The organism is Paraliomyxa miuraensis, assembly GCF_026337845.1.
GTDB lineage: Bacteria > Myxococcota_A > Polyangia > Nannocystales > Nannocystaceae > Paraliomyxa > Paraliomyxa miuraensis.
In genome coordinates, this window is the sequence record NZ_JAOVZF010000150.1 from 232768 (window position 1) to 255751 (window position 22984).

Genomic DNA, 22984 nt, shown 5'->3' on the forward strand with positions numbered 1-22984 from the left:
ACAGGGACGACACGGGCACCGCCATGGCCCACACCGTTTGGACGCGAGCCCGGGCCCGCGCCCCGGCCTACGACCGCGACGTGCTCGCCCGCTGCAGCGCCTCCAGCAGCGACGAGCCCGAGACCGGCTTGCTGATGAAGTGGTCCATCCCCGCCGCGAGGCAGGCATCCCGGTCCTCCTTCATCACGCTCGCCGTCATCGCCACGATGGTGGGTCGGAATCCGGTCGTGGCCTCGGCCCGAATGCGGCGGGTGGCCTCGAGGCCGTCCATCTCGGGCATCTGCACGTCCATGAGGATGAGCTCGTAGGACCCCGCGCCCGCCCGCTCCACGGCGGCCCGGCCGTTGGTCGCCGCGTCGATCCGATAGCCCAAGCGCGTGAGCATCTGCTCGGCCACGCGCCGGTTGATGGCGTCGTCTTCGACCAGCAGGATGCGCAGCGGCATGCGCTCGGCGGTCGCCGGGTCGAGCTTGGCCCCGTGGCCTGGCGTCGGCGCGTCGTCCTGCGTCGCGGTCGAGCGGGCCACGGGGACGACGCACCGAAACATGGAGCCCTCACCGGACGTGCTGTCGACCTCCATGCGCCCGCCCATGCTCTCGGCCAGACCCTTGCAGATCGCGAGCCCCAGCCCGGTGCCCCCGTACCGGCGCGTGGTGGAGGCATCCCCCTGTCGGAACGCCTGGAACAGCCGGCGCACCTGCTCCTCCGACATGCCGATCCCGGTGTCGCGCACCTGGATCGAGAGCCAGCAGGGGCCGGGCGGCGATTCCCCTGGCGCCTGCGGCTCGACCCCGATCGCAACCGCCACCTCGCCCTCGTGGGTGAACTTGATCGCGTTGCTCACCAGATTGATGAGGATCTGACGCAAGCGCGTGGGATCCCCCAGCAACGTCGGCGGATCCTCGGGCTCGAACGCCAGCGAGAGCAACAGCCCCTTGTCGACGGCACGGTGTCGCAGCAGCTCCACGCCGGTCTCGGCCAGCGTGCGGATCCGAACCGGCACCTGCTCGAGCTCGACCGCGCCGGCCTCGATCTTCGAAACGTCGAGGATGTCGTCGATGAGCCGCAGCAGGGTCTCGCCCCCCTCGCGAATGGTCTGCAGCATGCGGGCGTGCTCGGCATCGGCGCTGGAGTCGAGCAGCAGCTCGGCGGTCCCGATCACCGCGTTCATGGGCGTGCGCAGCTCGTGGCTCATGTTGGCCAGGAACTGGCCCTTGGCGCGATCGGCCGCCTCGGCCTGCTCCTTGGCCTGGTGGAGCTCCGCCGTGCGGGCCGACACGCGCGCCTCGAGCTCGTCGACCATCTCGGCGAGCGCCTTCTCCTTGGCCCGGGCCAGCGCGAGCGCCTCCTCGCTCTTGCGCGTGACCAGGAACAACAACACCGCCACGAACACGTAGTAGAAGGAGTAGCCGAACGCGTGCGACCACTCCGAGTACGCGTGGAGCTCCCCCAGCCGGCCGTGGCTCTCGAGCCCGGTGATCACCAGCGCGCCCGCGAGCGATGCGCCCGTCACCACCAGTCCTGCCCGACGACCGAGCACCAGGAATGCGATGATGATCGGAATGCTGGTGAAGTACATGGAGACGCCGCGAATGCCATCACGGCCCGCGGCCTGGCCCACGTTGTAGACCACCAGGTACAGCACGGAGGCCAGCGCCACCGCGTGCGCGTGCCCGCGCCGCAGCACCCCGAGCGCCACGATGCCCAGCCCGAGCGTCACCCAGCCGCCGACGTCCTCGGCCAGGTCGTACTCGAGGCCCACCGTCAGCAGGAGCAGCCGCGCCACGAGCATGGTGATCACCACGCTCAGCAGCACGATGTGGATCGTCCGCGCCATGCGGCCTTCGGGCGAGCCGTCCTCGTTCGTGGGGGGCATCAGCCACCGTCGCCACCACGATGCGCGCGCGCCCTCCATGCGACGGAGTATCCCTCACCTCGCCTGGTCTCGGCTCGTGCTCGATCTCGCGCAGTGACGCCAGGTCATGGGATTGCGTCGGGACGACGACCCTCGATCGCCCACGCCGGTAGCCCGGGGATCGAGTGCACCGTGGCCTCGAGCCCCGGGACCGTGCCCACGAGCGCCTCGGTCTCGCCCACGGTCAGCCCCTGGGTGCGAATCATGCGGGCGAGCGTGCGCCCCATGAAGCTCCGCAGGGGTCTCGGCAAGCGCCACGCCGACACGAACGCCTCGACGTCCTGCGGCGGGCTGTCGCGATCGGCCTCGAGCACCAGCAGGCGACCGCCCGGCGCCAGCATGCGCGTACATTCGCGCAGCCCACGACCTTGGTCGGACCAGTGCTTGAACGCGCCCACGCTCACGACCACGTCGAAGCGACCGTCCGCGAACGGCAGCGCCTCGGCGGGAGCCTCGACGAACGACAGCCGGCGGGCGCCCGCCCGGCGGCGCGCGCGGGTGATCATGGTGGGCGAGGGATCGATGCCGACGAGCTCGGCGGTGGGCTGTGCATCGAGGATCTGCAGCGCCAGGTGACCGCCTCCGCAGCCGACGTCGAGCACTCGCTCGTCGGCTCCGACCAGCGCGCGAGCGCGGCCCACGGCCCACGCGTGGAACGGCCCGGCGATCGTGGGGGCCAGGGTGTCGAAGAGCGCGGCGGCCAGCGTTGGGTAGCCGCCCTTGTCGGGGAACAGCGCCATGGTCGGCGTACGGTAGCAGGCGGGCGGGCGCGTGCGCTCGTCGCCGCCCGGCGCAACTCGTCACGTCCCCTGGGCAAACTGCTCAGCGCGCGCCAACGGTTCGCCCAGCCCCGCGCCCGACCGATCCGCCCAAGCCCTGCTCGTCGTTGGGCTCGTCGTGGGGTCGTCCGTCTCGCCCGACTCTTGCAAAGACGCTCCGACACGGTGACAGCGATCTTCGCGCGCACGCTTGGCGTCCTCTCGGTGGTGCTCGGGCTCGGCTGCTCGCCGGGGGGCGATCCTTCCCCAGCCCCCGGCCTGGGCGGCCTGGGAGACACCGGCGATGCGGACACGGGGCACGGCAGTCACGAGGGGTCCGCCGACGGCTCGACCGATGGTTCGGACGATGCGGACTCCACCGCCGGCGACGATGCGGGCGAGCCCGCCTGCGGCGCGGCCGGGCAGCCCGCGTGCGATTGCACCGCGACCGACGAGACGGGCGAGCGCCTGCTCGGCCCGTGCCACCCCGGCTGTCAGGAGACCTACTGGCGCTGGTCGATGTGGACGACCGGCTACAACGTCTCGGGCACGCTCGGCTACGGCGAGCACCAGGGCAACGGCATCATCGGCTACGCCTATCGCTACGACCCTCGCTTCGGTCCCGCCGACGGGGTCGAGCGGCCATGGCGAACGCCGCAGGGGCAGCCATGGGCCGTGGGAGACGGCAGCGGCGAGGCCGAGCAATTCACCATGCGCACCCAGAACCCCGGGGGCGAGATCTACGTGGAGCCGGTGGTGATGCCCGGCGACGAGGATGGCCTGTGGTCGGGCGAGACGCTGCCGCTGGTCCCGAGCTCGGTCGAGCACGCCGCGATCGAGGCCGCGGCGCTGTGCGAGGAGCCGCAGCGCCTGGTCGACGTGCGTCACTACAACCACGGGCGCACCCTGGCCCAGACCGTGCCCAACCACGCATGGGACTCGTTCTTCACCACGCGCGGGCTGATCCCCATGGCCCTGCTCGAGGTCATCGAGCTGCACCGCAGCGCCGACGGTGCCTACGACTCGCCCACGCTGGTGCTCCACGACGGCGTGGAGCAGGACGTCGATGCGTGCCTGCACACGATCGACGACGGCTTTTGCGACGCGCGCTGTGGCAACTGCAGCTACGTGATGCCCACCGGCTTCATCGGCACGGCGTTCGGGGCGACGGCGCCCGGTCACCAGATCACCGGGATCCCGGCCGGCTCCAACGCCCCGTTCCAGGTGGGTGACGGCGGTCTGGTGGCCGCGCGCAGCAACTGGAGCGCGCTCGAGGACGGCCACACGGTGTGGTACGTGGGCGGGTCGGTGTGGGGTCGCGCGCAGGAGGTGGCGAGCTACGGCTTCGACGACTGGCCCGATCCCGACGGCGTACCGGCCCTGGCCCCCGGCGAGGCATGGATGAGCGTGGCGGGGGCCGACCTGGTCGGCGGCGACGGGATCCCCGACGAGTGGACCGACCCCTTCACCCACTGCGTGGATCCGAGCGACGGCTGGGGCTCGCAGCGCCCTGCGGGCTGGCCTCGCTTCATCAGCGGTCGATGGGGACACAACTCCAACAGCGACGCCGAGGCCTCGCTGCGGCAGTTCCTCGGCTGCGCGCAAGACCCCGCGCAGGCGGCCACGGACGACTGGATGCAGGCCAATGCCTGTGATGCGTGCGGGGTGCCGCACCAGGATCCGAGCGGTCAGCCCACGCAGCATCCATGCCGCGACTTCACCCACACCGCCACGAGCTACTGGGAGCGCAGCCCCGGCACCCATGACGTGGATGATCTCGACCCCGGCAAGCTCGACGCCGTGGGCCTGCCTCGGGCGCCCACCGACTCGTGGGCCGACCTGCCCAAGCCCCAGTGCCGCGACGGCGGGCAGCCGGTCTACGGGATGTGAACGACGCTCGCGGGCGGGGGCGATCACCTGGATCGAAGCGAGCGGGGCGGCGGACTACTCGAACAGCCCCAGCTGCGCCCTGGAATGCCCGTGTGGACGGAGCGCGAGCCGTGCGGCCGCCTTGATCGAGATCTGCCCGTCCTCCCACCGGAGCTCCAGCACCTCGATGATCCGCTCGTCCTCTGCGAACAGGCGTCGCCGCTCCCGCAGGCGCTGCAGCCACTGCGCGGCCTCCTCGAGGCCGGCCTCGGTCGCGAGCGCCACGACGTCCGCCGCCTGCTCGCCCAGCTCGAGCACCTCGAGGTTCCACGCCAGGGTCGCGAGCTCGAGTACGGGGCGCAGCTGGCTCTCGTGGGTGAGTTCCCCGAGGATCGGCACCGCGAAGTCGATCAGCGTGTCGGAGACCTTGCGGCCGCGCCCGGTACGACGGGTGTGCGCGTCGATCGGCACGCGCTCACCGGTGGGCGACAGATCGAGGGCATTGCGGACGTACGTGGCAAAGCCCGACGTGCCGGAGCGCGCCTGGGCGTGCTCGTGCTCCTTGAGCAGCTGGTGCAGGGCGCGACGCGGCCGGGTCTTGGTCACTGCCACCCGGGGCGAGAGTCCGTCGAGCGCGTCGTGAGGCCGTTCCATGAAGTGGCGGGCCTCCTCGCGAAGCATCAGCTCGGGCGGCGGGGCCCAGATCCCCGGGATCATCGTGGCGTCCACCGCCAGCGGGCCCTCCGCGTCGCTCGGCATCCGTGTCGTCTTCACGGGATGACGCTTGCGCCGGCGATGCTCGACGCAGGGGCCGAGCGCTCGCTCGAGCCGCCCGCGCAGCTCGTCGATGCGCCCGCGCGAGTTGGCCTCGAGCACCAGGCTGCGACCGTCGAGCGTCGCCGTACCGATCACCGTGCGCGTCCAGTGGGAGTGCATCGCGTTGCCGGGCTTGGTGAACGTCAGGCACTTCTCGAGGGGGCCATCCTCGTCGAGGTGCGTGCCGGGCAGCGCCAGCAGAGCCGCCGCCACGTCCTCGAGCGTGGTGCCGCGGGTGAGCCCGAAGTGATCCTCGTGCGGCTCGAATGGCTCGCCATCGGTGGTCTGGAGCTCTCGCTCCACGAGCGCTCGATCGACCCGACGCGCATCCGCGGCGTGCCACTCGCTCAGCAATGCATCGATGGTGGGCGCGTGGTCGAGGCGCAGAGGGGGGACCGCGGCGACCTCGAGCCCCAGCCCGCGCCGAACCACGGTCACCACCTCGTGTGCGGCCGCGGGAGGGAGCGGGCGCGGATGGAGCCCCGAGAACACCGAGCGACCCCGTCGCGTGCACACGCGGGCCAGCACCGCGTCGCGTACCGTGATGCCGCGCGTGCCCAGCATCTCGTGCACGAAGCACTGCTCGTGGGTCAGCAGGTTCACGAGCTGCAAGCCGACCTCGGGCTGTACCTCGAGCACCTCCCAGACCGACAGCAACGCACGCTGCTCGGATTCGAAGATCTCCCGGGTCTGCGCGTCGAGGTTCCCGACGTTCGTGCGCCACATGCTCGCGGCGGTGAGGCCGGCGACCAGGTGGTACTGATAGGCCAATAGCGGCATCAGGAGCTGCGCGGCCGCCGGCTCCGCCATCAGCTCTCGCCAGCCGGCCGATGGCGACGAGCGCCAGCTCGGCACGTGCTCGTCGGCGAACGCGATGATCTCGAGCACCAACCGCACCTCGGGCTCCAGCTTCTCGTGCGTGCGAGGGGCCGCTTTCGGGGTCTGGGCTCGCGCGGCGGCCTCGTCCTTGGTCAGGCAGCAGCGCTTGTACTTGAGCCCGCTCCCGCACGGGCACGGCGCATTGCGGCCCACCTTCGGGCGAGGGCGAGGAGATTCCAACACCACGGGCGGATTGCGGATCACCGGGCCCGCCGCCGCCTCGACCGGAACGTGCACCACCACGTCCGCGCGGGGCTCGACGCCGCTCGTGCCCCGTACCTCGCGGGTATTCGGTCCGATCTCGCTGGCGGCCCGCAGCAGCGCCGTGAGCATCGCCAGCTCGCCGGGGTCGAGCGCACGCGGTCGGCCGTTCTTCATGTGCATCGGCATCGGCACCACGGGCGCTCCCAGCCCTTGCTTCACCGCGGCTGCGACCCAGGCCGGCTCGCGCTCGATCGACACCGCCACGAGATCCGTACGCGCCGCCACCCGCTCGGGGTCGTCCGCCGCGAGCAGACGTCGCAGCGCGCCCGGCTGGGGGTAGAGCGCAAAGCCGAATTCCTCGCCGCCACTGCCCATGAGCGCGCCGTCGATCGTGCGCTGGCGCTTGCCGTCGTTGACCTCCACCGTGAGCGGCAGGTCGGAATCGACGAAGCGCCACGGCGCGGCGCGCTGGAAGGCCATCGCGGCATCGAGCAGGTCGGCCACCAGCGACGGTGGCACGCGATCGCCGATGAGCTCGTGCATCCGCAAGGCGAGCGCCAGCGCCATCGTGGCCTTCTCGCAGGCGAGCTCGGGAGGCAGCGGCGCACGACGTAGGCCCAGGCGCTTGCCTGCCTTGGCCAGCAGCGGCTCGACCAGGATCGGTTGGCCATCGAGCTCGTCCAGGAGCAGACGCAGGCCCTCGTCGTCGTCGAAGGCCTGCGTGGCATGGACGTCGCCCGAGGGGGCCCGCGCGGCGTAGAGGAAGCAGGGCTTCGGTGCATTGGCAATCGGGCCGATGCGGAAGGCGTGCAGCATGGGGGGATCTTGCTACTGGGCGGGGGGTCTGCGAAAGCAGGGGGCGCTCTTGGCTCCGCCGGGGCGGGGGGCCTGCCCCGCCCCTTCTACCCCACCCTCATCCTCGGCCCCTCGACCTCCCTGCTCGTCTACGCGGTCACGGTGAGCCCATGGCCATTCGCCACCACTCGCAGCGCTCCTACGAGGCAGAGGGGTCGCCCCCACTGGTCGATGGCCCCGTGCTACGTGGCGAGCAGATCGTCGAGCGAGCGGGCGGTGGCCGCCCGACGAAACCACCGGCCGAGCTGTTCGAGATCGGTGCAAGTCAGGATGCGCTCGCGAAGCTTCGGGTCGGGCGGCAGGCCGCGGATGTCGAGCAGCTCGAGGATGTCCGAGGCACGGCCTGCTGCCTTGCCCTTGGCGAAGTGCTCCTTGCCCCAGTCGCTTCGTGGCGTCCAATCGCGTCGCTGCATCTCCATCATCCTTCGCATGGCCCCGTCGAGACCGGTGAGGAACGTGTCCCAGTAGAGCGCACCCACGTCGTCGGGGGTATCGTCGAGCGCGGCGGCCAGCGCGGTGCCGATCTCGGCGGCGACCGGCTCGCGCCCGTGCACCATGCCAGAGAGCAACGCCTGGGGCAATGCGGCGCGGGCCTCTTGCGGCGTGGCGATTACCGGCACGTTGGCCGGGCCGATCACCCATGGGCGTATGGTGACCATGCCGGAGTGGAAGGGACCCGCGGCCCAGGTTGCGACTTCTGGGTCGTTGGTGACCACCACGAGGAAGGTGGGGATCCGCAGGCGGTAGTGCAGGCCGGAGTGGTAGTGCAGCCACGAGTAGGGCTTGTCGTCGTCTCGGTTGAGCTGGATCTCGACGGTACCGGCTGCGAAGGGGTCGTCGTGATCGGGGCGGTGCAGCTCGAGGGTGAGGTCGGCACGGAGCGGCGGGATCTGGCTGGAGGCGGACTCGCCCCGACGAAAGCGCGGGAGGGCGCCGCCGAGCTCGAGAGGCTCGTCGAGCGTGGGGAGCAACAGCTCCGGGTGCTCGACGAACAGCTCGACGAACAGCTCGTGCAACGGCGACGCCATTGAAGCGGTCGCCAGGGTGTGAGGCCGAATGATGGGGTGGGCAACTGGGAAAGATCGCCCAGGGTGGCCAACGGACGGGCCACTGCGGCAGGAGGGTCGTGGCGGGGGTTTGGTTGGGGATGGTCGGTGTCACGATCTCGACCATGTCGTGACGAGAAGGCCAGCCGCGCGAGGTTCACGGGGTCCCTCGGTTCCCGTGCTTCGTGGTCATCCTGTGCGCGGCCTGCCGCGTCACCGCCATGCGACGAAGCCACCCCAACTCCACCAGCAGACGCTCGGGGTTCATTCGTGGCTCCCGCCTCAGTCGTTGCTCGAGCCAATGATTGACGTCCGCGATGGTATCCCGCTCGTTCTTGCTCCTCTGCCCTCGTCGAAGCCTCTCGAGGAGCTCGACGGCGTGGCGTGGATCTCCGGTAGTCCGTATGGCGTTCGCCGCCTCCGCCAGCCATCCCTTGTGGTTCCTGCCATGGAGCTTCGAGCTGTCGCTCCACAGGCGGGCCATGTCGCTCGATCGCAACGTCATGTCGCCCCTCCATGCATCCCCAGCAGCGCTGCTTCCCCATCCTTCCAGTAGTCCTTGGCTCTCGTGAAGCTCTCCCGGATGCGCTCGACGAATCCGTTCTCTTGGAATCCCTTCGGGCGCTTGACCACGTCTAGGCGCCCGACCCCCGCGACCTCGAGCCGTCCGAACCGATAGGCCTTGGCCGACCCGATCTTGAGCGAAGACGCGGGCGAGATCCCCGACGCGCAGAGCAGGCCTCCGACCTCGGCCTCGGTGACGTTGGTGCAGATGATCCGGCCCGTCAGGATCGTCCCCGGCTCGATGGCTTCCACATACTCGGGCTCCACCGTGGACGGTGGGGCGTCCCCGACGTGGAACTTGCGCCCACGCAGCTCGTTCACCACGAGGGTCGCCGTCTCGCCACGCACGGTGTAGTGCCCGAGATGATGAGGCCGCGGGGAGAAGCGCTTCGGGAGCTCGACATCCACGAGCGCAGCCCCCTCGGGTGCCAGCAGGTCGTGGACGGAGATCCGGCCGCGCTGCGACATTCGGCCGAACAACGCACACGCGGCACAGAGCATGGGGGGCTTGCACTGCGCGAACACATCGTGGCGGACGACGGCATCGCTGAGCACGACTTGGTGGTATGGATGGCTCCTCGACGGAAGCTGATCGTCGAGGGTCACCTTCCTCTTCGGCGGCTCGTGGCCAACGCAGCTCTTCGTGATCGCCTCATAGCGTGCGCGGATCAGCCCCTTCATGGAGGATCCTGGGATCACCGGACGACCGTTCGATCGAGCGACCGCTCGGAGCGCTCGGCCGCCTCGCAGGTTCCAGAACCCGGAACCGATGTGAACCCGCTCCATCGCCACGTAGCGAACATCGAGCAACACCCCCATGGCATCCGTCCTCTCGCGGTCGAGGACGGCATGAGGGCGCACCTCGCGATGGACTTCGTCCGGCAGAGGGACGAACTCGTAGCCCTCACGCGCCATCACGTACCTCCCGTGCGATCCCCTTCAACGTGCTCAGGGCCTCTTGCCCCACCGACCGCCACCGAGCGACTTCGGAAGCGGCGATCTCGAACCGCTGCGAGAGCCCTCGCGTCACCGCGCTGGCGGGCGGCAGCGACCGCTCGGGGAGGAGCCCATGGGCTCGCCCAGTCGCGTCATCGACCAGCTCCCCCACTCCACGAGGTCGAGCGTCGCGGCCCATCGCCTGCTCGTGAACCATGGAGAGTGGCTTCACCTCGACCACCCCCAGCCCGCTGCTCTTGCTCGAGCCGAGCTGGGCGAACCCTCGGTCGAGATCATCGAGCGCCGAGAACACCAGTCCGAGCTGCCAGGCCTGGTAATTCTGGAGGACGATTTCCCCGTGGAACCGCACTCCCGCGGGCACGACCTCCTGCTCGAACAAGGCTGCGCCCTTCACCGCCCCGGAGATGCGATCGATGGCGATGCCGTGCCTGATCTCCACGCGGTTCGCCCGCTCGAGGTTCTCGCGATCCCCGGCCCCGAGCTCGACCCCATCGGGAAACGGAAGGAGATCACGGACTGCACACCGACCGCGCATCGACAACGAGCCGAAGAGCCGACACGCCAAGCAGTTCTTGCGATGGACATCCGCGGTCACCTTCGACTCGTGCCTCCGGCAGCTCGTCTCGTGATCGGTTGGATTGCAGGCGCCCTGGAAAACCCCTCCCGCAACAGGAAACTCGAAGGCACGGAGCGATGCCTCGGCGGTGGATCTCAGCACTCCCTTGAGGCTCGAGCCGGGAATGTAGACGGTGAGCCCGTGCTGGACGTGATGCGTCCGAACACAGACCAGATCGGCAGCCGACGGGTCCAACCCCGTCTCCCCGGCTCGGATCGCCAGCGGGGTGACCGTCTGGAGTCGAAACCGAAGCACGGCCCGGTTGTAGCTAACCTTGAACATGAGCACCTCCGTGCCTCTGCGCGAGCGCACGCCTCCACTTTCCCTGCTCGGCCTCGAGCGCCTCGGACGTCCACTGGGTCGGGGGTTGGTTCTGAAGCAGCGACATGGCCGTGAACACCTCCGCACTCTCCCACTGGAGCTCCATGCGCCCCAGCCCTCTCGAACCGAAGCCCCCCACGGCGGTGAAACCGTCTGCGATCTGGTCCCATCCAATGGTGAGCAGCCCCATCAGCCAGTCGCGCGGGTTCTCCACGAAGACCTCGAGATCGAAGGTGGTCCCCGGCGCCACCACCTCGAACTGGTACTTCTGGGAACGCGGCACGGTCCCCAGGTCTCGATCGATGGCAACACCGTCGCGGATCTCGATCGGGCTTGCCCCCTCGTGCTCGCGGAGCATCGCGTCGCTCACTCGGACATGGCTTGCAATCGCCCGGGAGCCCAGGAGACGGCAAACCGCGCACGTTCGTCCGGTGTCGATGGAACCGCGGCCGCCCTTGCCGTGAGCTCCACACGCGGTCCTCGGGTGCCGGTGGTCTACGTCGCCATCGAGTGAATCACACGCCCATATCCCCCGAGGCTCGTTCTCGGCCGCGCGCACGAGTGCCTCCAGAGTGGACCGCAGCACCCCTTTGAGACTCGCTCCCGGGATGAACGGCAACCCGCGCCCATCCTTGAGCACGGGAAGATCCGAGATCTCCTGATCTCCTCCTTGGGCGGCGCCCACGTGCAGCGCCGTGCGAGCACGCAGCACACCACGCAGCCGCAAGCGGCTGTCGAGGCGATGGAAGTCTGCGGGGTCAAGCAGGACGGTTTCGCTGGCGTTGACCATGGTTCCCCTCCTGTCGTCGCTGTGGCTGGTGATCCCGTTCGAGCCTTCGCTTGGCATCCTGATAGGTGAAGGCACGTGCGAGGTACGTCGCGAAGAGCCGCCAAGCCTCGACCCGGTACAGGTCGCGCTGCTCTTCGTTGCCTCCGCCAGAGGGGAACGCGGGTGCATCGAGCACGCCCCGAATGCCCGAGACGACGAGGTCGACGAACCCCACCGTCCAGGCGCCCTTGTCCGAGCCCTTGCGGCCCGCCTGGTAGCGTAGGTAGTTCTCCAACTCCTCGGCGCACGTGGCCTCACCGCACAGGTTGACCAGCCGCGAGAATTGGGTCTTGGACGGGGGACGTCGGTCCCTATCGGCCATCGCCTGCTGTATCGCTCGCTCGGCGGCCAACACGAGTGAGCGCCGATGACTGCGGAGCTGTCGGGTGATCTCTGTTCGTCTCACGGAGTATTACCTCGATTCAGGATGAAGGGATCGAAGAGGACCAAGTGCCCGTATCCTTGGTGTCGACGGCGGCCGGCGCCCCTCTGCTCGAGCGCTTCGAGGGCGGCGAGCGCTTCACACCATGGGGTCGCGAGCCGGGCGACGTACACGGCCCCAGCCGAGATCGCGAGCTCGGCGAACGGCTGCCCCGTACGCTGATCCCATCCGCCCTCTCGCTCGAAGCGGCGCGCCACGATCACCCAGTCCTCGACGCGACCGATGGCCCGCTCGAGCGTCCGCCCATCGTCGTCGGCCCCTTGGTCGGGTAGATACGGGGAGAGGAACGTGACGGGCAGCAACCTGTCGAGGCCGTCAGTGGGAAGCCCGGCGGTGCGAAGGTGCTCGCGAACCGCGGCCTCGAACGAAGCACCGCGAGCGGCGAGTGGGGGTGGCGTCGGAGGCTCGAAGACCTCGACGGAAACCCGGCCCCACCCCGCGGACGCTCCGCGCCCGACGTGGACGGGCAGCCGCAGCGCGCTGGCCAGCAGCCCCTGCGAGCCCTCGGGGACGCTGCGAATCGTGCCCTCGAACACGGTCCCAGGCTCGAGCAGCTCGTAGGAGTAAAGCGCCCCATCGCGCGCCGAGCTCGACCTGCGTTCGATCGAAACTCGCGTGATCACTCGCTTGGGGAGGTCGCCGTCGGATCTGCGCGTGCCGCTGGCACCGCGCAAGGGCGCATCGCATCGCCCATGGGCCACGCGAGCACGATCGCTCGGGGGCTTGGCCAAGCATTCCCTCAGGGCGCCGGCATGGACACGAGCCGCTTGGGTAGGCGTGCGGACGGCGGCCGCCGCAATCCGGTCGAGCAGCGTGTCGACGACCCCATGGGTGCGTGGTTCTACCTTGCACGCGCGGGCCGTCACCGGCCACGGTGCTGGCAAGGCCTGGTCGGTCGCCCGGGTCGGCGTGTCGACGGGATAGAGGAAGCCGAAGTGTGCCCCCTCGTGCTCGTCCACGAGTGCCTGAAACCGCTCGTTCTCTTCATCGCTGGGTTCCTTGGGTAGCGCGCGTGCGATCGCGAAGCCGATCGCGCCACGGAGCACCGATCCCGGAATCTCACCGCGAGCGTTGCGAAAGTTGTCACTCGCTTGGGGCGTCCCCAACGCGGTGGGAGACTCGAGTCGGACCCGGACGCCGAACGTGCGCTGCGCCTTGGGCACGGGCTCGACGCTCGGAGACTCGACGTCATCGAGCCACTCGAGCTCGAGCTCGACCCTCGCCAAGCCCACACTTCGCCCAGATCCCAGGTGCTTGGTGCCCCGAACAGCGGCCTCGAGATAGTGGTCGAGTTCCGGCTCGACCGTGAAACCGCGGGCGACGAGGCAGCGGTCCGCGAGGCTCGGCACTCTGCGAACGAACAGCCGCTGTTCCTCCGCGCTACGCCTGGACCTGGAAATCGCCACATGCTGCCGCTCGACCCACTCCACATCCTCGCCATCCTCGAGCACGGCGTCACCAAGGATGAGCGACGAGAAGCTACGGGCGTCCTCGGCCAGTTGCGAACGCCTCGTACCAAAGATCCGGCACGGAATGCAGCAACTGCCCCCGTCCACCGTGCATGATCGTGGTTCGGTCTCGCCCGGTGTCTGCTCGGGATCGATACCCGAACCGGAGTCGCACGCAGTTCTCCCCACTCCGCGCAGGATCGCCTCGAGCGACTCTCGCAGGCCGCCCCGCAGCGCGGTAGCCGGGATGACCGGCTTGCCATGGCCGTCCACGGCATGGGAAGCACTGATCCCTGCCGGCAAGGCCGAATGGCCGCCAACGAGGAGCGTCCCCGTCGGAAAGCGTACGCGAAGTTCGAATCTCCTCATCGCCGTCCTGCCTTTCCGCTCATCTCCAAGAGGCATGCGACGTCCACCAGCCTCGCGTCGGGGAGGTTGCTGGCCAGCGCGACCTCATCACGCCAGTCGACCCCGCAGTCCTCGAACCATTGCCGCCAAACCTCGTGACGCGCCACCTGATAGCGGTAGAGGTTCGCGCGTTCCGGGACATCCTCCTCGGATACGGCGGTACGCGGGATGAGCATCGAGCGCTGCGTCGGCGATACCTTCGAGAGCGCGCTCGCCTTCGCGAGATACTGCTGCCACTTGGTGGTCTCGAGCGGTAGAGCCGATGGGCGTTCCTTGGTGACGGTTCCCAGTCCCTGGCTCAGCTCCTGGCCCGAGCGGAGCCACATGAAATCGAAGGCGGAGCGATGGCCACCACGGAGACACAGCCTCTTGGCCGAGTCTTCGAATTCGTGTGCCATCTCGATGAGACGTGAGGCGGGGAAGTGAAAGGGTGCGATCACGGCCCCCACGCCGACCCCGAGCCTGGAGATCGCCTGGCCGATCGACGACGGCAGGTCGGGGTGCGCGATCCGACTGCTCAGCTCTTCCACACGCCGAGCGAGCTTGGTCACGTAGTCGATGAGGTGCTCGGGGGGGAGGAAGACCCGAATGTCATCGCCTCCGACCACCGGGGCAACGAAGCGCGCGTCCTTCGGGCATGCATGTTGATGGGCGTCCGTGAAGATCGAGAACACCAGGTCGCTGCAGATCGCGTTCTCCTGGAGATCCCGCAGGCCAGCGAACAACCGGCCGAGGTTGTTCCCATCGGCGGAAACGACCGCGATGAGGCCATCCGTCGCGAGCTCTTCGAGGGTCCACCGCTGCTCGTCGGAGTTCCGGCCGAAGGCAACGGCCCTGGCGCAGCGCTCGCAAGCCGGCACGGGGCCTTCGGGGCCTTCATACGTCGTCTCGATCGCTCGAACCTTGCAATCAGTGCACCTCCCGTCGTGCGACGGCGGCACGGGTACCTCGGGCGCATCCGCCGCATCCTTGGCACCATCGAGACCGAGCCGAAGCCAGCGCAGGCTCGCCAACGGCCGCTCGACGTCCAGCGGTGCCTTCGCCGTCGCCAACTGACCGCCGCAAGTCTGCTCGCAGTAGCGGTGGCGAAGTCGATGGATCGTCGTGTCGGCGTGCTCCTCCGGCACGACGAGCAGACCACGCCCGCCCCCCGCGAACACCGTGCCGCCCTCGCCCTGGGGATGCTCCTCGTCGAGGTTGCTTCGGTCGAACTGCTCGACCAGCTTGCTCGCCCCCAGCATGGCCAACGGACGACCGTTCGCCGCGATGAGTTCCTGGATTCCGACCGCTTCGAACCCGACGAGCCACGGGGCTCCAGTGGTGTTGCGAAGCGCACGGGCAACGCGCTGGCGCGCACGTTCGAGGTCGAAGCCAGAGGGGAGCGGCGAGGCAATCGTGGATACCACCGACTCGGGAGCTCGAGGCTCCTGGCGCACCGGTCCAGTCGCCTTCGAGTGCCCGGCATGGCCCTTGCCTCGATTGGAGTGTTTTCGCTTCCTAGACATCGCCTTGCTCGCGAGTTCGGGGCTCCAATCCAGTTGCACTTCGGCCACGTTCGATCATTCGGAAGTCGCTTGCTGCCTGCTGTTGCCTCCCACCTCGGCCTGGAGGCGTCGTACTCGCGCCCGGTACTCCCGCCAATCGACCGCTGGCACGGTGGCCAGGCGCTGCAACCGATGCAGCAAGCTGTAGAGGAACAGGACGAAGCTCGTGGGCCCGGTCTCGAAGTTGGTGGACGGATCGGGAGGCAGAGCCCTCGACTCGAGCAAGCCCCCCTGGAGACACATCACCAGATCGAGCGCACGATCGCCCTCGCAACGCTCGACGTGCTCGCGAACCTTGGGCTCCATCGAGCTCCAGCCGTGGCTGAGGGTCAGCAGACCCGCGATCTGGGTGAATGGAGCCTTGGGCTCGCGGACCTCACCGCCGGCGTGGGGGATCGTGGCGTTGGTACGGTGCAGCCGTCGTACCGACGCAGCCTTGTCGGCCGCGTAGGCGATGTTCCCCGCATCGAGCTCGTACTTGACCTCGAAGACCGCGTAGACGGCCTCGGCGAACACGTAGGCGTGCTCGTCCTGGGCGAGGAACACCGGGGTGTATTGAGGATCGTAGATGATGAGATCGATCGCGTCGCTGCGGGCACCACGGCTGTCGATGACGATCCCTCGTCGGATCGCATAGCGACGCGGCAGGTGAGCTTCGAGCACGTTGAGCCACAGCAGCTCCCCCTCATCCCCCTTGATCGAGGGATGCGGGAGCCGCCGCCGCTCGTCGAGTTGGGCCACCAAGCGGTGGTGGATGCCGTGGATGCTGTCGGTCAGGTCGAAGGCCGTCATCGGTCACCAGGATTCGTCGACATCCCTGGTTGCACGACGAGGGCGTTCGATCATTCGGGGCGCCAGGCACACGAGCGCCTTGCTCGAGGCTCTCCACGGGCCAAGGACCCGGTAAAGCGTCCATTGCGAACGCATTGCCCCCTCGAATGCCGCTGCGATGGACCTTTCGGGTCGCCCACGAGGCCCGACCGCGGCTCCCAATCCCGCCGTCGATCGATATGATCGTCTCCGCCCCCGGTGCAACCAACCTTCCGCAGCACCGTTCCGCCGCTCCCATGACCCCCTCTCCAGACGACGACGAGCTCGCCCCTCCGGACGACTCGTTCGAGCTCAGCCAGGCCCGTCCGTTCGACGACGACGAGATCGACGACATCGAAGGTCAGCAGCTTCTGGCCCGGCTGGAGTCGGCGCTGTTCGGGCGCGAACTCCAGCCCCAGCGGCTGGGCCGCTGGATCATCCTCGAGCGCATCGGGTCCGGGGGCATGGGGATCGTGTACTCGGCCTACGATCCCAAGCTCGATCGCCGGGTGGCGCTCAAGGTCTTGCGAGCCGACCGTGGTGACCACGGTGACGCACACGCCAGGATGCTCCGGGAAGCCCAGGCGCTCGCACGGATCTCCGACCCCCACGTGGTGGGTGTCCACGACGTTGAAGAGCTCGATGACAACATCTGCCTGGTCATGGAGCTCATCGCAGGCCCCACCCTTCGGCAGTGGCAGGACAAGCCCCGCCCTCGTCGAGAGATCATCGAGTGCTACGTCAAGGTGGCACACGGCCTGGCGAAGATCCACGAAGCCGGTCTGGTCCACCGCGACGTCAAACCCGACAACGTGCTGCTGCAGGGCAGCCGCGTCGTGATCGCCGACTTCGGCCTCGTGTTCGCCGACACGGACGGCCCCGGAGAAGGCCGCGCGGCCGTGCGTGGAGCCCAGCCCACGGCGCTCCAGCTCTCGCTCACCGCCGAGGGGGCGCTGGTGGGCACGCTGGGCTACATGGCGCCCGAGCAGCTGGCAGGTGCCGCCGCGGGGCCGCAGAGCGACCAATTTGGGTTCTTCGTGAGCCTCTACGAGGCGCTGACGGGGACTCGGCCGTTTCGCGGCAAGACCCCAACCGAGATCGTCGAGGCGATGCTATCGGGCTCGCTTCCCCGGGCTCCGCAGGGGGCTCCCCTCCCCCGCTGGCTGCATCGAATCCTCCAGCGCGGGCTCGCGACCGAGGCCGACGATCGCTTCGCCAGCATGGCCGAGGTCGAGGTCGCTCTGACGCGAGGGCTCCGACGAGGTCAGAGGGCACGGGTCATCGCCATCATCGTAGGCGGGCTTGGTCTCATGGGTTGGTTCGGCCTTCGTGGGCAACCCGAGGATCCGTGCCTACGGGCACCCGGCGAGTTGAGCTCCATCTGGGGAGACGAGCGTCGCGCCGAGCTTCGAGCCCAGGTTGGCAGAACCGACGATCCCCTCCGAGAAGAGGCATGGGCCGAGGTGGAGGGGGCATTCGACCAAGCCACTGCGAAGTGGCTAAAGGCCTGGCAGGCCGCGTGCCACGACCGCAGGCAGCCCCAAACCACGCCCGAGAGCCGGCTCCTCGCAGTGGCGATGGACGCATGCGTGAGGGACGTGCAGTCGAGGTTGGCGGGCTTCAGCCGCGAGTTTTCTCGGAGCCCCGCGCCGCAGCCCGAGTCCGTTCGCGAGCTGACCACCGAGCTCGAGCAGCTCGACGACTGCGTCGACGCTCGTGTGCTCGCCCAGTACCAGCGAATGCTGGGGCTCGAGCAGGAGCCCCGTCAGGCCCAAGTCCTGCGGGACGAGCTGGGTATCGCCCACGCTCGCGAGCTCCTCGGTGACCATTCGGAGGCTCTGCGGCTGGCCGATGAGGTCCTTCGCAAGGCCCAAGCACCTGGCCTCGAACGGATCCGGGCCGAGGCCGCCTACCGTCGAGGCCGCAATGCATCCACCCTCGGGCGTGCTCGTGAAGCGCAGCAGAGCCTCGAGGAGGCGATCGAGCTCGCGAGCGCCACGCACGACCACCTCCTGGGCGCCATGACCTCGATCTACCTGGCCAAGCTGCACGCGAACGACCCGCTGGGAGGACGAGGAGGCCACGGATGGCTGCTGCTCGCGTCGAGCGAGCTCCAAGCGCTGCACAGGCTGGGGTCAAGGGACTTCTTGGATGCCGACTTCTTGGATGCCAGCGGCATCGTCCAATACGAGGACCGGAACTACGATCAGGCGGAGCAGCTCCACCGACGTGCGCTCGCGATCCGAAGCGGCTTGGCGACCAGCGAAGACGATCCCGACATCATCCGGTCGAAGAACAACCTCGCGAGCGTGCTCAGCCACCTCGGCCCGGACCGCAAGGACGAAGCGCTGGCGCTCTACCAAGACGCGCATGCGTCCGTCATCCGTATGTACGGCGAGGACCACCCGCTCAACGCCGAGCTGTGGATCAACATCGGCATCCAGCACGACGACGCAGGACGTACCGAGAAGGCCGAGGAAGCCTTCCGCGCGGCCATTCGGATCGACCGCAGCGTTCGCGACTCCACGGGTGCCCCGGCGCTCCGCGCTCTGGTGCTGCTGGGCAAGCTCGCCGCCGATCGTGACGACGCGGAGGCGCTCGACGCCATCGCCCGGCAGCTCGGGGAGAACCATGCGCAATTGCAGGCCAGCGACCCGGATGCCATGGCCCGGATCGAGCGCGTCAACGAGCTCAGGATCATCGCGCAGGCACGGGTCGACGACGATGTGCCGGCGGCCATCGATGCGCTCCGGCGTGCCGCGGCCATCGCGAAATCCACCGATCCCGTGGAGCACGCGTGGACGCTGGTCGCCCTGGCCGACCTCGAGAGCGCGGCCGGCCACGGCTCGGAAGCCCGCTCGTACCTGCAGCAAGCGCTCGAAGTCCTGCGATCACACGACGATCCCGTGAATGCGCCTGCTCGCGCGGAGCTGGAGGCCCAGCTCGCGTCCCTTGGTGCTCCTCCATAGCAGTCTCCAAAGGATCCCTTCCCGGCTCGTGGTTCCGCGTTGGCGCCACGGTGCCGTCACGTCCCTTCACCCCAGCAATGACGAACGAGCCATGACGATCGAAGTCGGAACCGACCCACAGCAACCCGTCCCCCTCACCTGCATCATCAACTCCAGCGGCGATCTGGAGGTGAAGTACGGCAGCGACTCCCTCACTCACCCCGAGGTCCAGGACCTCGTGGTCGGCATCGACGACGCCGACGACGTGACCTTCCAGACCGCGGACTTCTACGCAGGCAGCGTGCACCACTCCGTGGCTGCCACCATGGTCGGTGGCTCGACCTGGGACGATGGAGGCACCACCATCGTCTCGTCGGCGCTCCCGGGCGACCAAGCGCCGGGTCAGCTCCACGAGGTCGACGTGTCCGCCACGAACACCTCGACCAACCAGACCCAGACGGTCCGCATCCGCATTCGGATCCGCGAGGAGATCATCCGCCCGCTCCCGTCGCCTTGATGATGGGCGTGTACTGGTGGCCCCCGAGTGGGGTCCCGGGCCATGGTAGCCTGCCCACCGTGGACCGGGACCCCGATCTCGACCTGCTCGAGGCGTGGCGAGGCGGCGATGAGAGGGCCGGCAACCGGCTCCTGCGCCAGTATCTCCAGCCGCTTCGTCGTTTCTTCGTCAACAAGGTCGCCCTCGATGATCTCGAGGATCTGATCCAACAAACGATGCTGGGGTGCGTGCGAGGTACCGAGCGCTTCCGCGGTGACGCCAAGTTCAAGACCTACCTGTTCACGATCGCACGCAAGGCGCTCGCATACCACCACCGCACGCACCGCAACAAGGACGGCCGAACCGACGCGCTCGACCTCGATGCCGTGTCGGCGCGAGAGCTGGTGCCGGGGCCGTCGTCGATCGTGGCCAAGACCCGACGTCACCAGCTCATGCTGGAAGCGCTGCGCGCGATCCCCCTCGACGACCAGATCATCCTCGAGCTCTACTATTGGGAAGAGATGAGCGCGTCCGAGATCGGGCAGTCGTATGACATGGGCGAGCCCGCCATCCGCGGACGCCTCAAGCGCGCGAAGAAGGCGTTCGAGCATGCGCTCGCCGAGCTGACCAGCGGAGAGGACGAGTTCAGCTCGACCCTGTCGGCGTTCGAGGCAGGCTCCTGGGTCGAGGAGATCCGCGAGCGTCTGCACGAGCTCCGGCCCGTGCGAAAGAAGCGACGGCCCTCGTAGGCCGCCGCTTCCTTGCTCGAGCGGGCTACTTCGCCTCGAAGAAGCGAACCCGGTTCGGATCGCACCCCGGACGGCAGAAGAGCTTGGGCGTGTCGTCCGCCTTGGCCCCCCACTTGCTCAGGTAGTCGCGGGCCTGGTCGAAGGCGTTTTGCAGCGACCGGCCCGAGGCCAGCGCGTCGTAGAAGCGGCGCGTGAAGGCGATTGCGCGAGCGTCCTTGATCTTGGGACGCATCCCGATCGCGAACTCCACGTGCTCGGTCATGGCCTCGGCCTGCTTCTCGGTGAGGCACGCGTTGAGGACGACCAGCCGCGGCGGGTTGACCGGGTCCTTCGCGGACCCGAGAGCCCGCCGCATGGCCTCGGCCGGTACGAGGTCGGCCTTGCTACCATCCTCCTTCGTGAACGCGAGCAGGTTCTCGTTCCCGTGCCCCGAGAAGTGGACGATCTGCGGTCGCTCGTACATGAGCATCTCGAAGAACTGGTTGAAGGTCGCGGCGTGCTCGACGGCGAGATCGAAGCTGTCGCGGGACAGAGGGCGATCCAGGACCTCGACGGCCAGCATCTGCTCCTGCTCGAGGTCCATCGGCGAGAGGTCCTCCGGCGCCGACAGCAGCATGCGAACGCGGACCTTGTCCTCCCACGGGACCTTCGAGCCCGCCACGTAGCCGTCTCCGTGCTTGTGGGGGAACCACACCGACGTATAGACGTTGGGGTTGATGGCCCGGCCGACAAGGAACGCCAACTGAGCCGGCCCCACGACGAACACGGCGAGGCCCCGCTGACCGGGGTACATCAGCTTGACCTTCTCGATCTCGGCGCAGAGTGATCGAGCCAGCCCGGGGGTGTTGTGAACGGTTACATCCTTGCGAGTCGACCCCGCGGGAGGAACCGCGCGGAGGGTGACCGTGCTCAGCAGCGTCTCCCCCTGCTGCTCGAAGAACTTCTCGATGAGCTCGGGCTCCACGGCATAGCCGCTCGAGACGACGACTGCCACTCTCCCGCTCTCCTTCGCGGACCGGCGTGGGAAGTGGATCTGGTCGAAGTAGGGCTCGCGGTCCTGAACGCCGCCGATCGAGCAGAAGTCCCATTGCCGGTCCTTGCGCTGGTTGACGAGGGTGACGTCGTCGTGCCAGCTCGACACCCGTAAGCCCAGCTCCGCGTAGCTCCCGAGGCTCGCCATCCCGCTCACGAGGAGCTCGGTGTGCCGGCCGATGTACGGACGGGCCGCGCTCACCATGGCTTCGACGGCAGCAGAGTGATTGCGCGTGTAGTCGCGGGACCAGCCCCGACCCGTCCTCACGCCTCCGAAGTCCGTCGCCGAGAAGACCTTGGTGGATGGAGAGCCAGGGCGTAGCTCGAGGATCTGTTCGGGGTCGAACTGGTTCTCCGCGGCGAGGTCGAGCATCAGGAGCACGCGCTCTGCGTGTTGGTTCGGTGCTTTCATGTCGTTCACGCTCGCCTCCATGCACGTGGAGGCGCCGAGTCCCTCTGTTGCAGCGGCGGTCGGAACGATCGAAGCATCGACACCCGAGAGGTCTCGAGCGCATGGCTCAACCGACCGACGCCGAACGACGGAGAGGTCACCTCCACTGATCACCGAAGATCTGCCGGAGCTTGGCGTGAGCAGCCGTGGCTTGCTTGGCATCGTCGAGCACCTTGGCCTCCGCGGCGAGCTTGGCCATCCGACCCAGCCACTCCTTCGCGGCCCGGCACCGGTCGGGCTCCGGGCGAATGTCGGGACCGAGATTTGCCGGGTCGATGCACGGCTCGTCGATCCGCTGCGCCAAGCCCTGCAACAGCGCCACGAGGCCATCGAGGTACGGTCCTGGGTCCCGGGTGAGGATCTTCCAGGACAGCACCTCGAGGTGAAAGGACCGCGCGAGCTTGCGGTGGTGGACGTTGGCGTGCTTGACCGCCTTGAGCAGCGGCTTGAGCTTCTTGCCCGCGCGCTCGTTGGCCTGGGTGGCGAGCTCGGCGTGGATCTTGGGGTTGGTCTTGACCCATCGACCCGTCTCCCGATCGGGCACCATGTAGACCCCGGGACGGGACGAGAACGCCGGAACCACGTCGTAGGCAATACCGGTACCGGAGAACTCGATGTTGACCGACCGGTTCTGGGACAGCGCCGACTTGCTTGGGAACGCCTGATCGAGCACGCGCTTGACCTCCCCGAGGATCGTGGGGATTGGGATCGTCGGATCGAAGCCGGGTCGACGCTCGAAGACCACGAATACGTCGATGTCCCCCAGCGGACGGATCGCGGTCTTGCGGGCATAGGAACCCGACAAGAAGTTGTCCTCCACCTTCATGCGCTTCTGCAGCTCGATACGGAGGCGAATGTGCTGCTCGTTGGCCTCTTTCCGCTGCTTGGTGGTCAGCTCGAGGGAAGACAGGAAGCTCTGAAAGGTCTGTGGAATCGTCATCATCGTTCGGCCGTGGGAACGGAGCGTGCGGTGCGCGCCGACGCACCATGCTCTGGTCCGGAGACTCCGTTGCACCGAAGCGCACGA

At 68.4% G+C, this 22984-nt stretch carries 17 protein-coding genes and 1 pseudogene; 4 read left to right on the top strand and 14 right to left on the bottom strand.

All coding sequences use genetic code 11. The features are described from left to right. Positions 1-67: 67 nt before the first annotated feature. Positions 68-1876: an ATP-binding protein gene (locus OEB96_RS17830; protein ID WP_266217221.1), complete on the bottom strand. Its 1809-nt coding sequence runs from the start codon at positions 1874-1876 to the stop codon at positions 68-70. Positions 1877-1980: 104 nt separating this feature from the next. Next, positions 1981-2655, bottom strand: a complete 675-nt coding sequence (locus OEB96_RS17835; RefSeq protein WP_266217223.1) for a methyltransferase domain-containing protein — start codon at positions 2653-2655, stop codon at positions 1981-1983. 204 nt (positions 2656-2859) lie between these two features. Here OEB96_RS17835 and OEB96_RS17840 point away from each other — a divergent pair, with 204 nt between their 5' ends. Further along, positions 2860-4563 (top strand): hypothetical protein, encoded by a 1704-nt coding sequence (locus OEB96_RS17840; RefSeq protein WP_266217225.1) that lies wholly within the window; start codon positions 2860-2862, stop codon positions 4561-4563. A 54-nt stretch (positions 4564-4617) separates the two neighbouring features. Here OEB96_RS17840 and OEB96_RS17845 read toward each other — a convergent pair whose 3' ends face one another. The 10 genes and pseudogenes from OEB96_RS17845 to OEB96_RS17885 all read right to left on the bottom strand — a co-directional run bounded on the left by OEB96_RS17845 (position 4618) and on the right by OEB96_RS17885 (position 16263). Further along, a complete protein-coding gene (locus tag OEB96_RS17845; RefSeq protein ID WP_266217226.1) occupies positions 4618-7257 on the bottom strand; it encodes a YecA family protein in 2640 nt (879 codons plus the stop codon). 221 nt (positions 7258-7478) lie between these two features. Beyond that, positions 7479-8324 carry a hypothetical protein gene (locus tag OEB96_RS17850; protein ID WP_266217228.1) on the bottom strand — a complete coding sequence of 282 codons (846 nt, stop codon included), beginning with the start codon at positions 8322-8324 and terminating at the stop codon, positions 7479-7481. A gap of 519 nt (positions 8325-8843) precedes the next feature. After that, complete coding sequence (locus OEB96_RS17855; protein ID WP_323137412.1) at positions 8844-9821, bottom strand: RAMP superfamily CRISPR-associated protein; 978 nt, start codon at positions 9819-9821, stop codon at positions 8844-8846. Next, complete coding sequence (csx7, locus tag OEB96_RS17860; protein ID WP_266217230.1) at positions 9811-10761, bottom strand: type III CRISPR-associated RAMP protein Csx7; 951 nt, start codon at positions 10759-10761, stop codon at positions 9811-9813. The genes OEB96_RS17855 and csx7 (OEB96_RS17860) overlap by 11 nt, the downstream gene beginning before the upstream one ends. Beyond that, positions 10748-11647, bottom strand: coding sequence for a type III CRISPR-associated RAMP protein Csx7 (gene csx7, locus OEB96_RS17865; protein WP_323137413.1), 900 nt, complete (start codon positions 11645-11647; stop codon positions 10748-10750). Before csx7 (OEB96_RS17865) ends, csx7 (OEB96_RS17860) begins: the two co-directional genes overlap by 14 nt. Next, complete coding sequence (locus tag OEB96_RS17870) at positions 11559-11951, bottom strand: hypothetical protein (RefSeq protein WP_266217233.1); 393 nt, start codon at positions 11949-11951, stop codon at positions 11559-11561. Before OEB96_RS17870 ends, csx7 (OEB96_RS17865) begins: the two co-directional genes overlap by 89 nt. An 80-nt stretch (positions 11952-12031) precedes the next feature. Then, positions 12032-13297 carry an RAMP superfamily CRISPR-associated protein gene (locus OEB96_RS17875; protein WP_266217235.1) on the bottom strand — a complete coding sequence of 422 codons (1266 nt, stop codon included), beginning with the start codon at positions 13295-13297 and terminating at the stop codon, positions 12032-12034. Positions 13298-13309: 12 nt separating this feature from the next. Continuing rightward, positions 13310-13924 (bottom strand): annotated as a pseudogene (locus tag OEB96_RS46670) (RAMP superfamily CRISPR-associated protein); the annotation flags it as partial. Beyond that, the gene (locus tag OEB96_RS17880) at positions 13885-15168 is read right to left on the bottom strand and encodes a Cas10/Cmr2 second palm domain-containing protein (RefSeq protein WP_266217237.1); all 1284 of its coding nucleotides are present in this window, start codon (positions 15166-15168) and stop codon (positions 13885-13887) included. The pseudogene OEB96_RS46670 and the gene OEB96_RS17880, both read right to left, overlap by 40 nt. Positions 15169-15486: 318 nt before the next feature. Beyond that, positions 15487-16263: a DUF6602 domain-containing protein gene (locus tag OEB96_RS17885; RefSeq protein ID WP_266217238.1), complete on the bottom strand. Its 777-nt coding sequence runs from the start codon at positions 16261-16263 to the stop codon at positions 15487-15489. Between the two features lie 29 nt (positions 16264-16292). Between OEB96_RS17885 and OEB96_RS17890 the strand changes: the two genes are divergently transcribed. The 3 genes from OEB96_RS17890 to OEB96_RS17900 all read left to right on the top strand — a co-directional run bounded on the left by OEB96_RS17890 (position 16293) and on the right by OEB96_RS17900 (position 20474). Then, the gene (locus OEB96_RS17890; protein WP_266217240.1) at positions 16293-19250 is read left to right on the top strand and encodes a serine/threonine-protein kinase; all 2958 of its coding nucleotides are present in this window, start codon (positions 16293-16295) and stop codon (positions 19248-19250) included. 91 nt (positions 19251-19341) lie between these two features. Continuing rightward, entirely contained in the window at positions 19342-19746 is a 405-nt protein-coding gene (locus OEB96_RS17895) for a hypothetical protein (RefSeq protein ID WP_266217242.1), read from the top strand. A gap of 59 nt (positions 19747-19805) precedes the next feature. Beyond that, positions 19806-20474, top strand: coding sequence for an RNA polymerase sigma factor (locus OEB96_RS17900; protein WP_266217244.1), 669 nt, complete (start codon positions 19806-19808; stop codon positions 20472-20474). Positions 20475-20499: 25 nt separating this feature from the next. Here the strand turns inward: OEB96_RS17900 and OEB96_RS17905 are convergent, their stop codons facing one another. Further along, the gene (locus OEB96_RS17905) at positions 20500-21918 is read right to left on the bottom strand and encodes a CHAT domain-containing protein (protein ID WP_266217246.1); all 1419 of its coding nucleotides are present in this window, start codon (positions 21916-21918) and stop codon (positions 20500-20502) included. Between the two features lie 136 nt (positions 21919-22054). Then, positions 22055-22900, bottom strand: a complete 846-nt coding sequence (locus tag OEB96_RS17910; RefSeq protein WP_266217247.1) for an SMODS domain-containing nucleotidyltransferase — start codon at positions 22898-22900, stop codon at positions 22055-22057. Positions 22901-22984 lie beyond the last annotated feature (84 nt).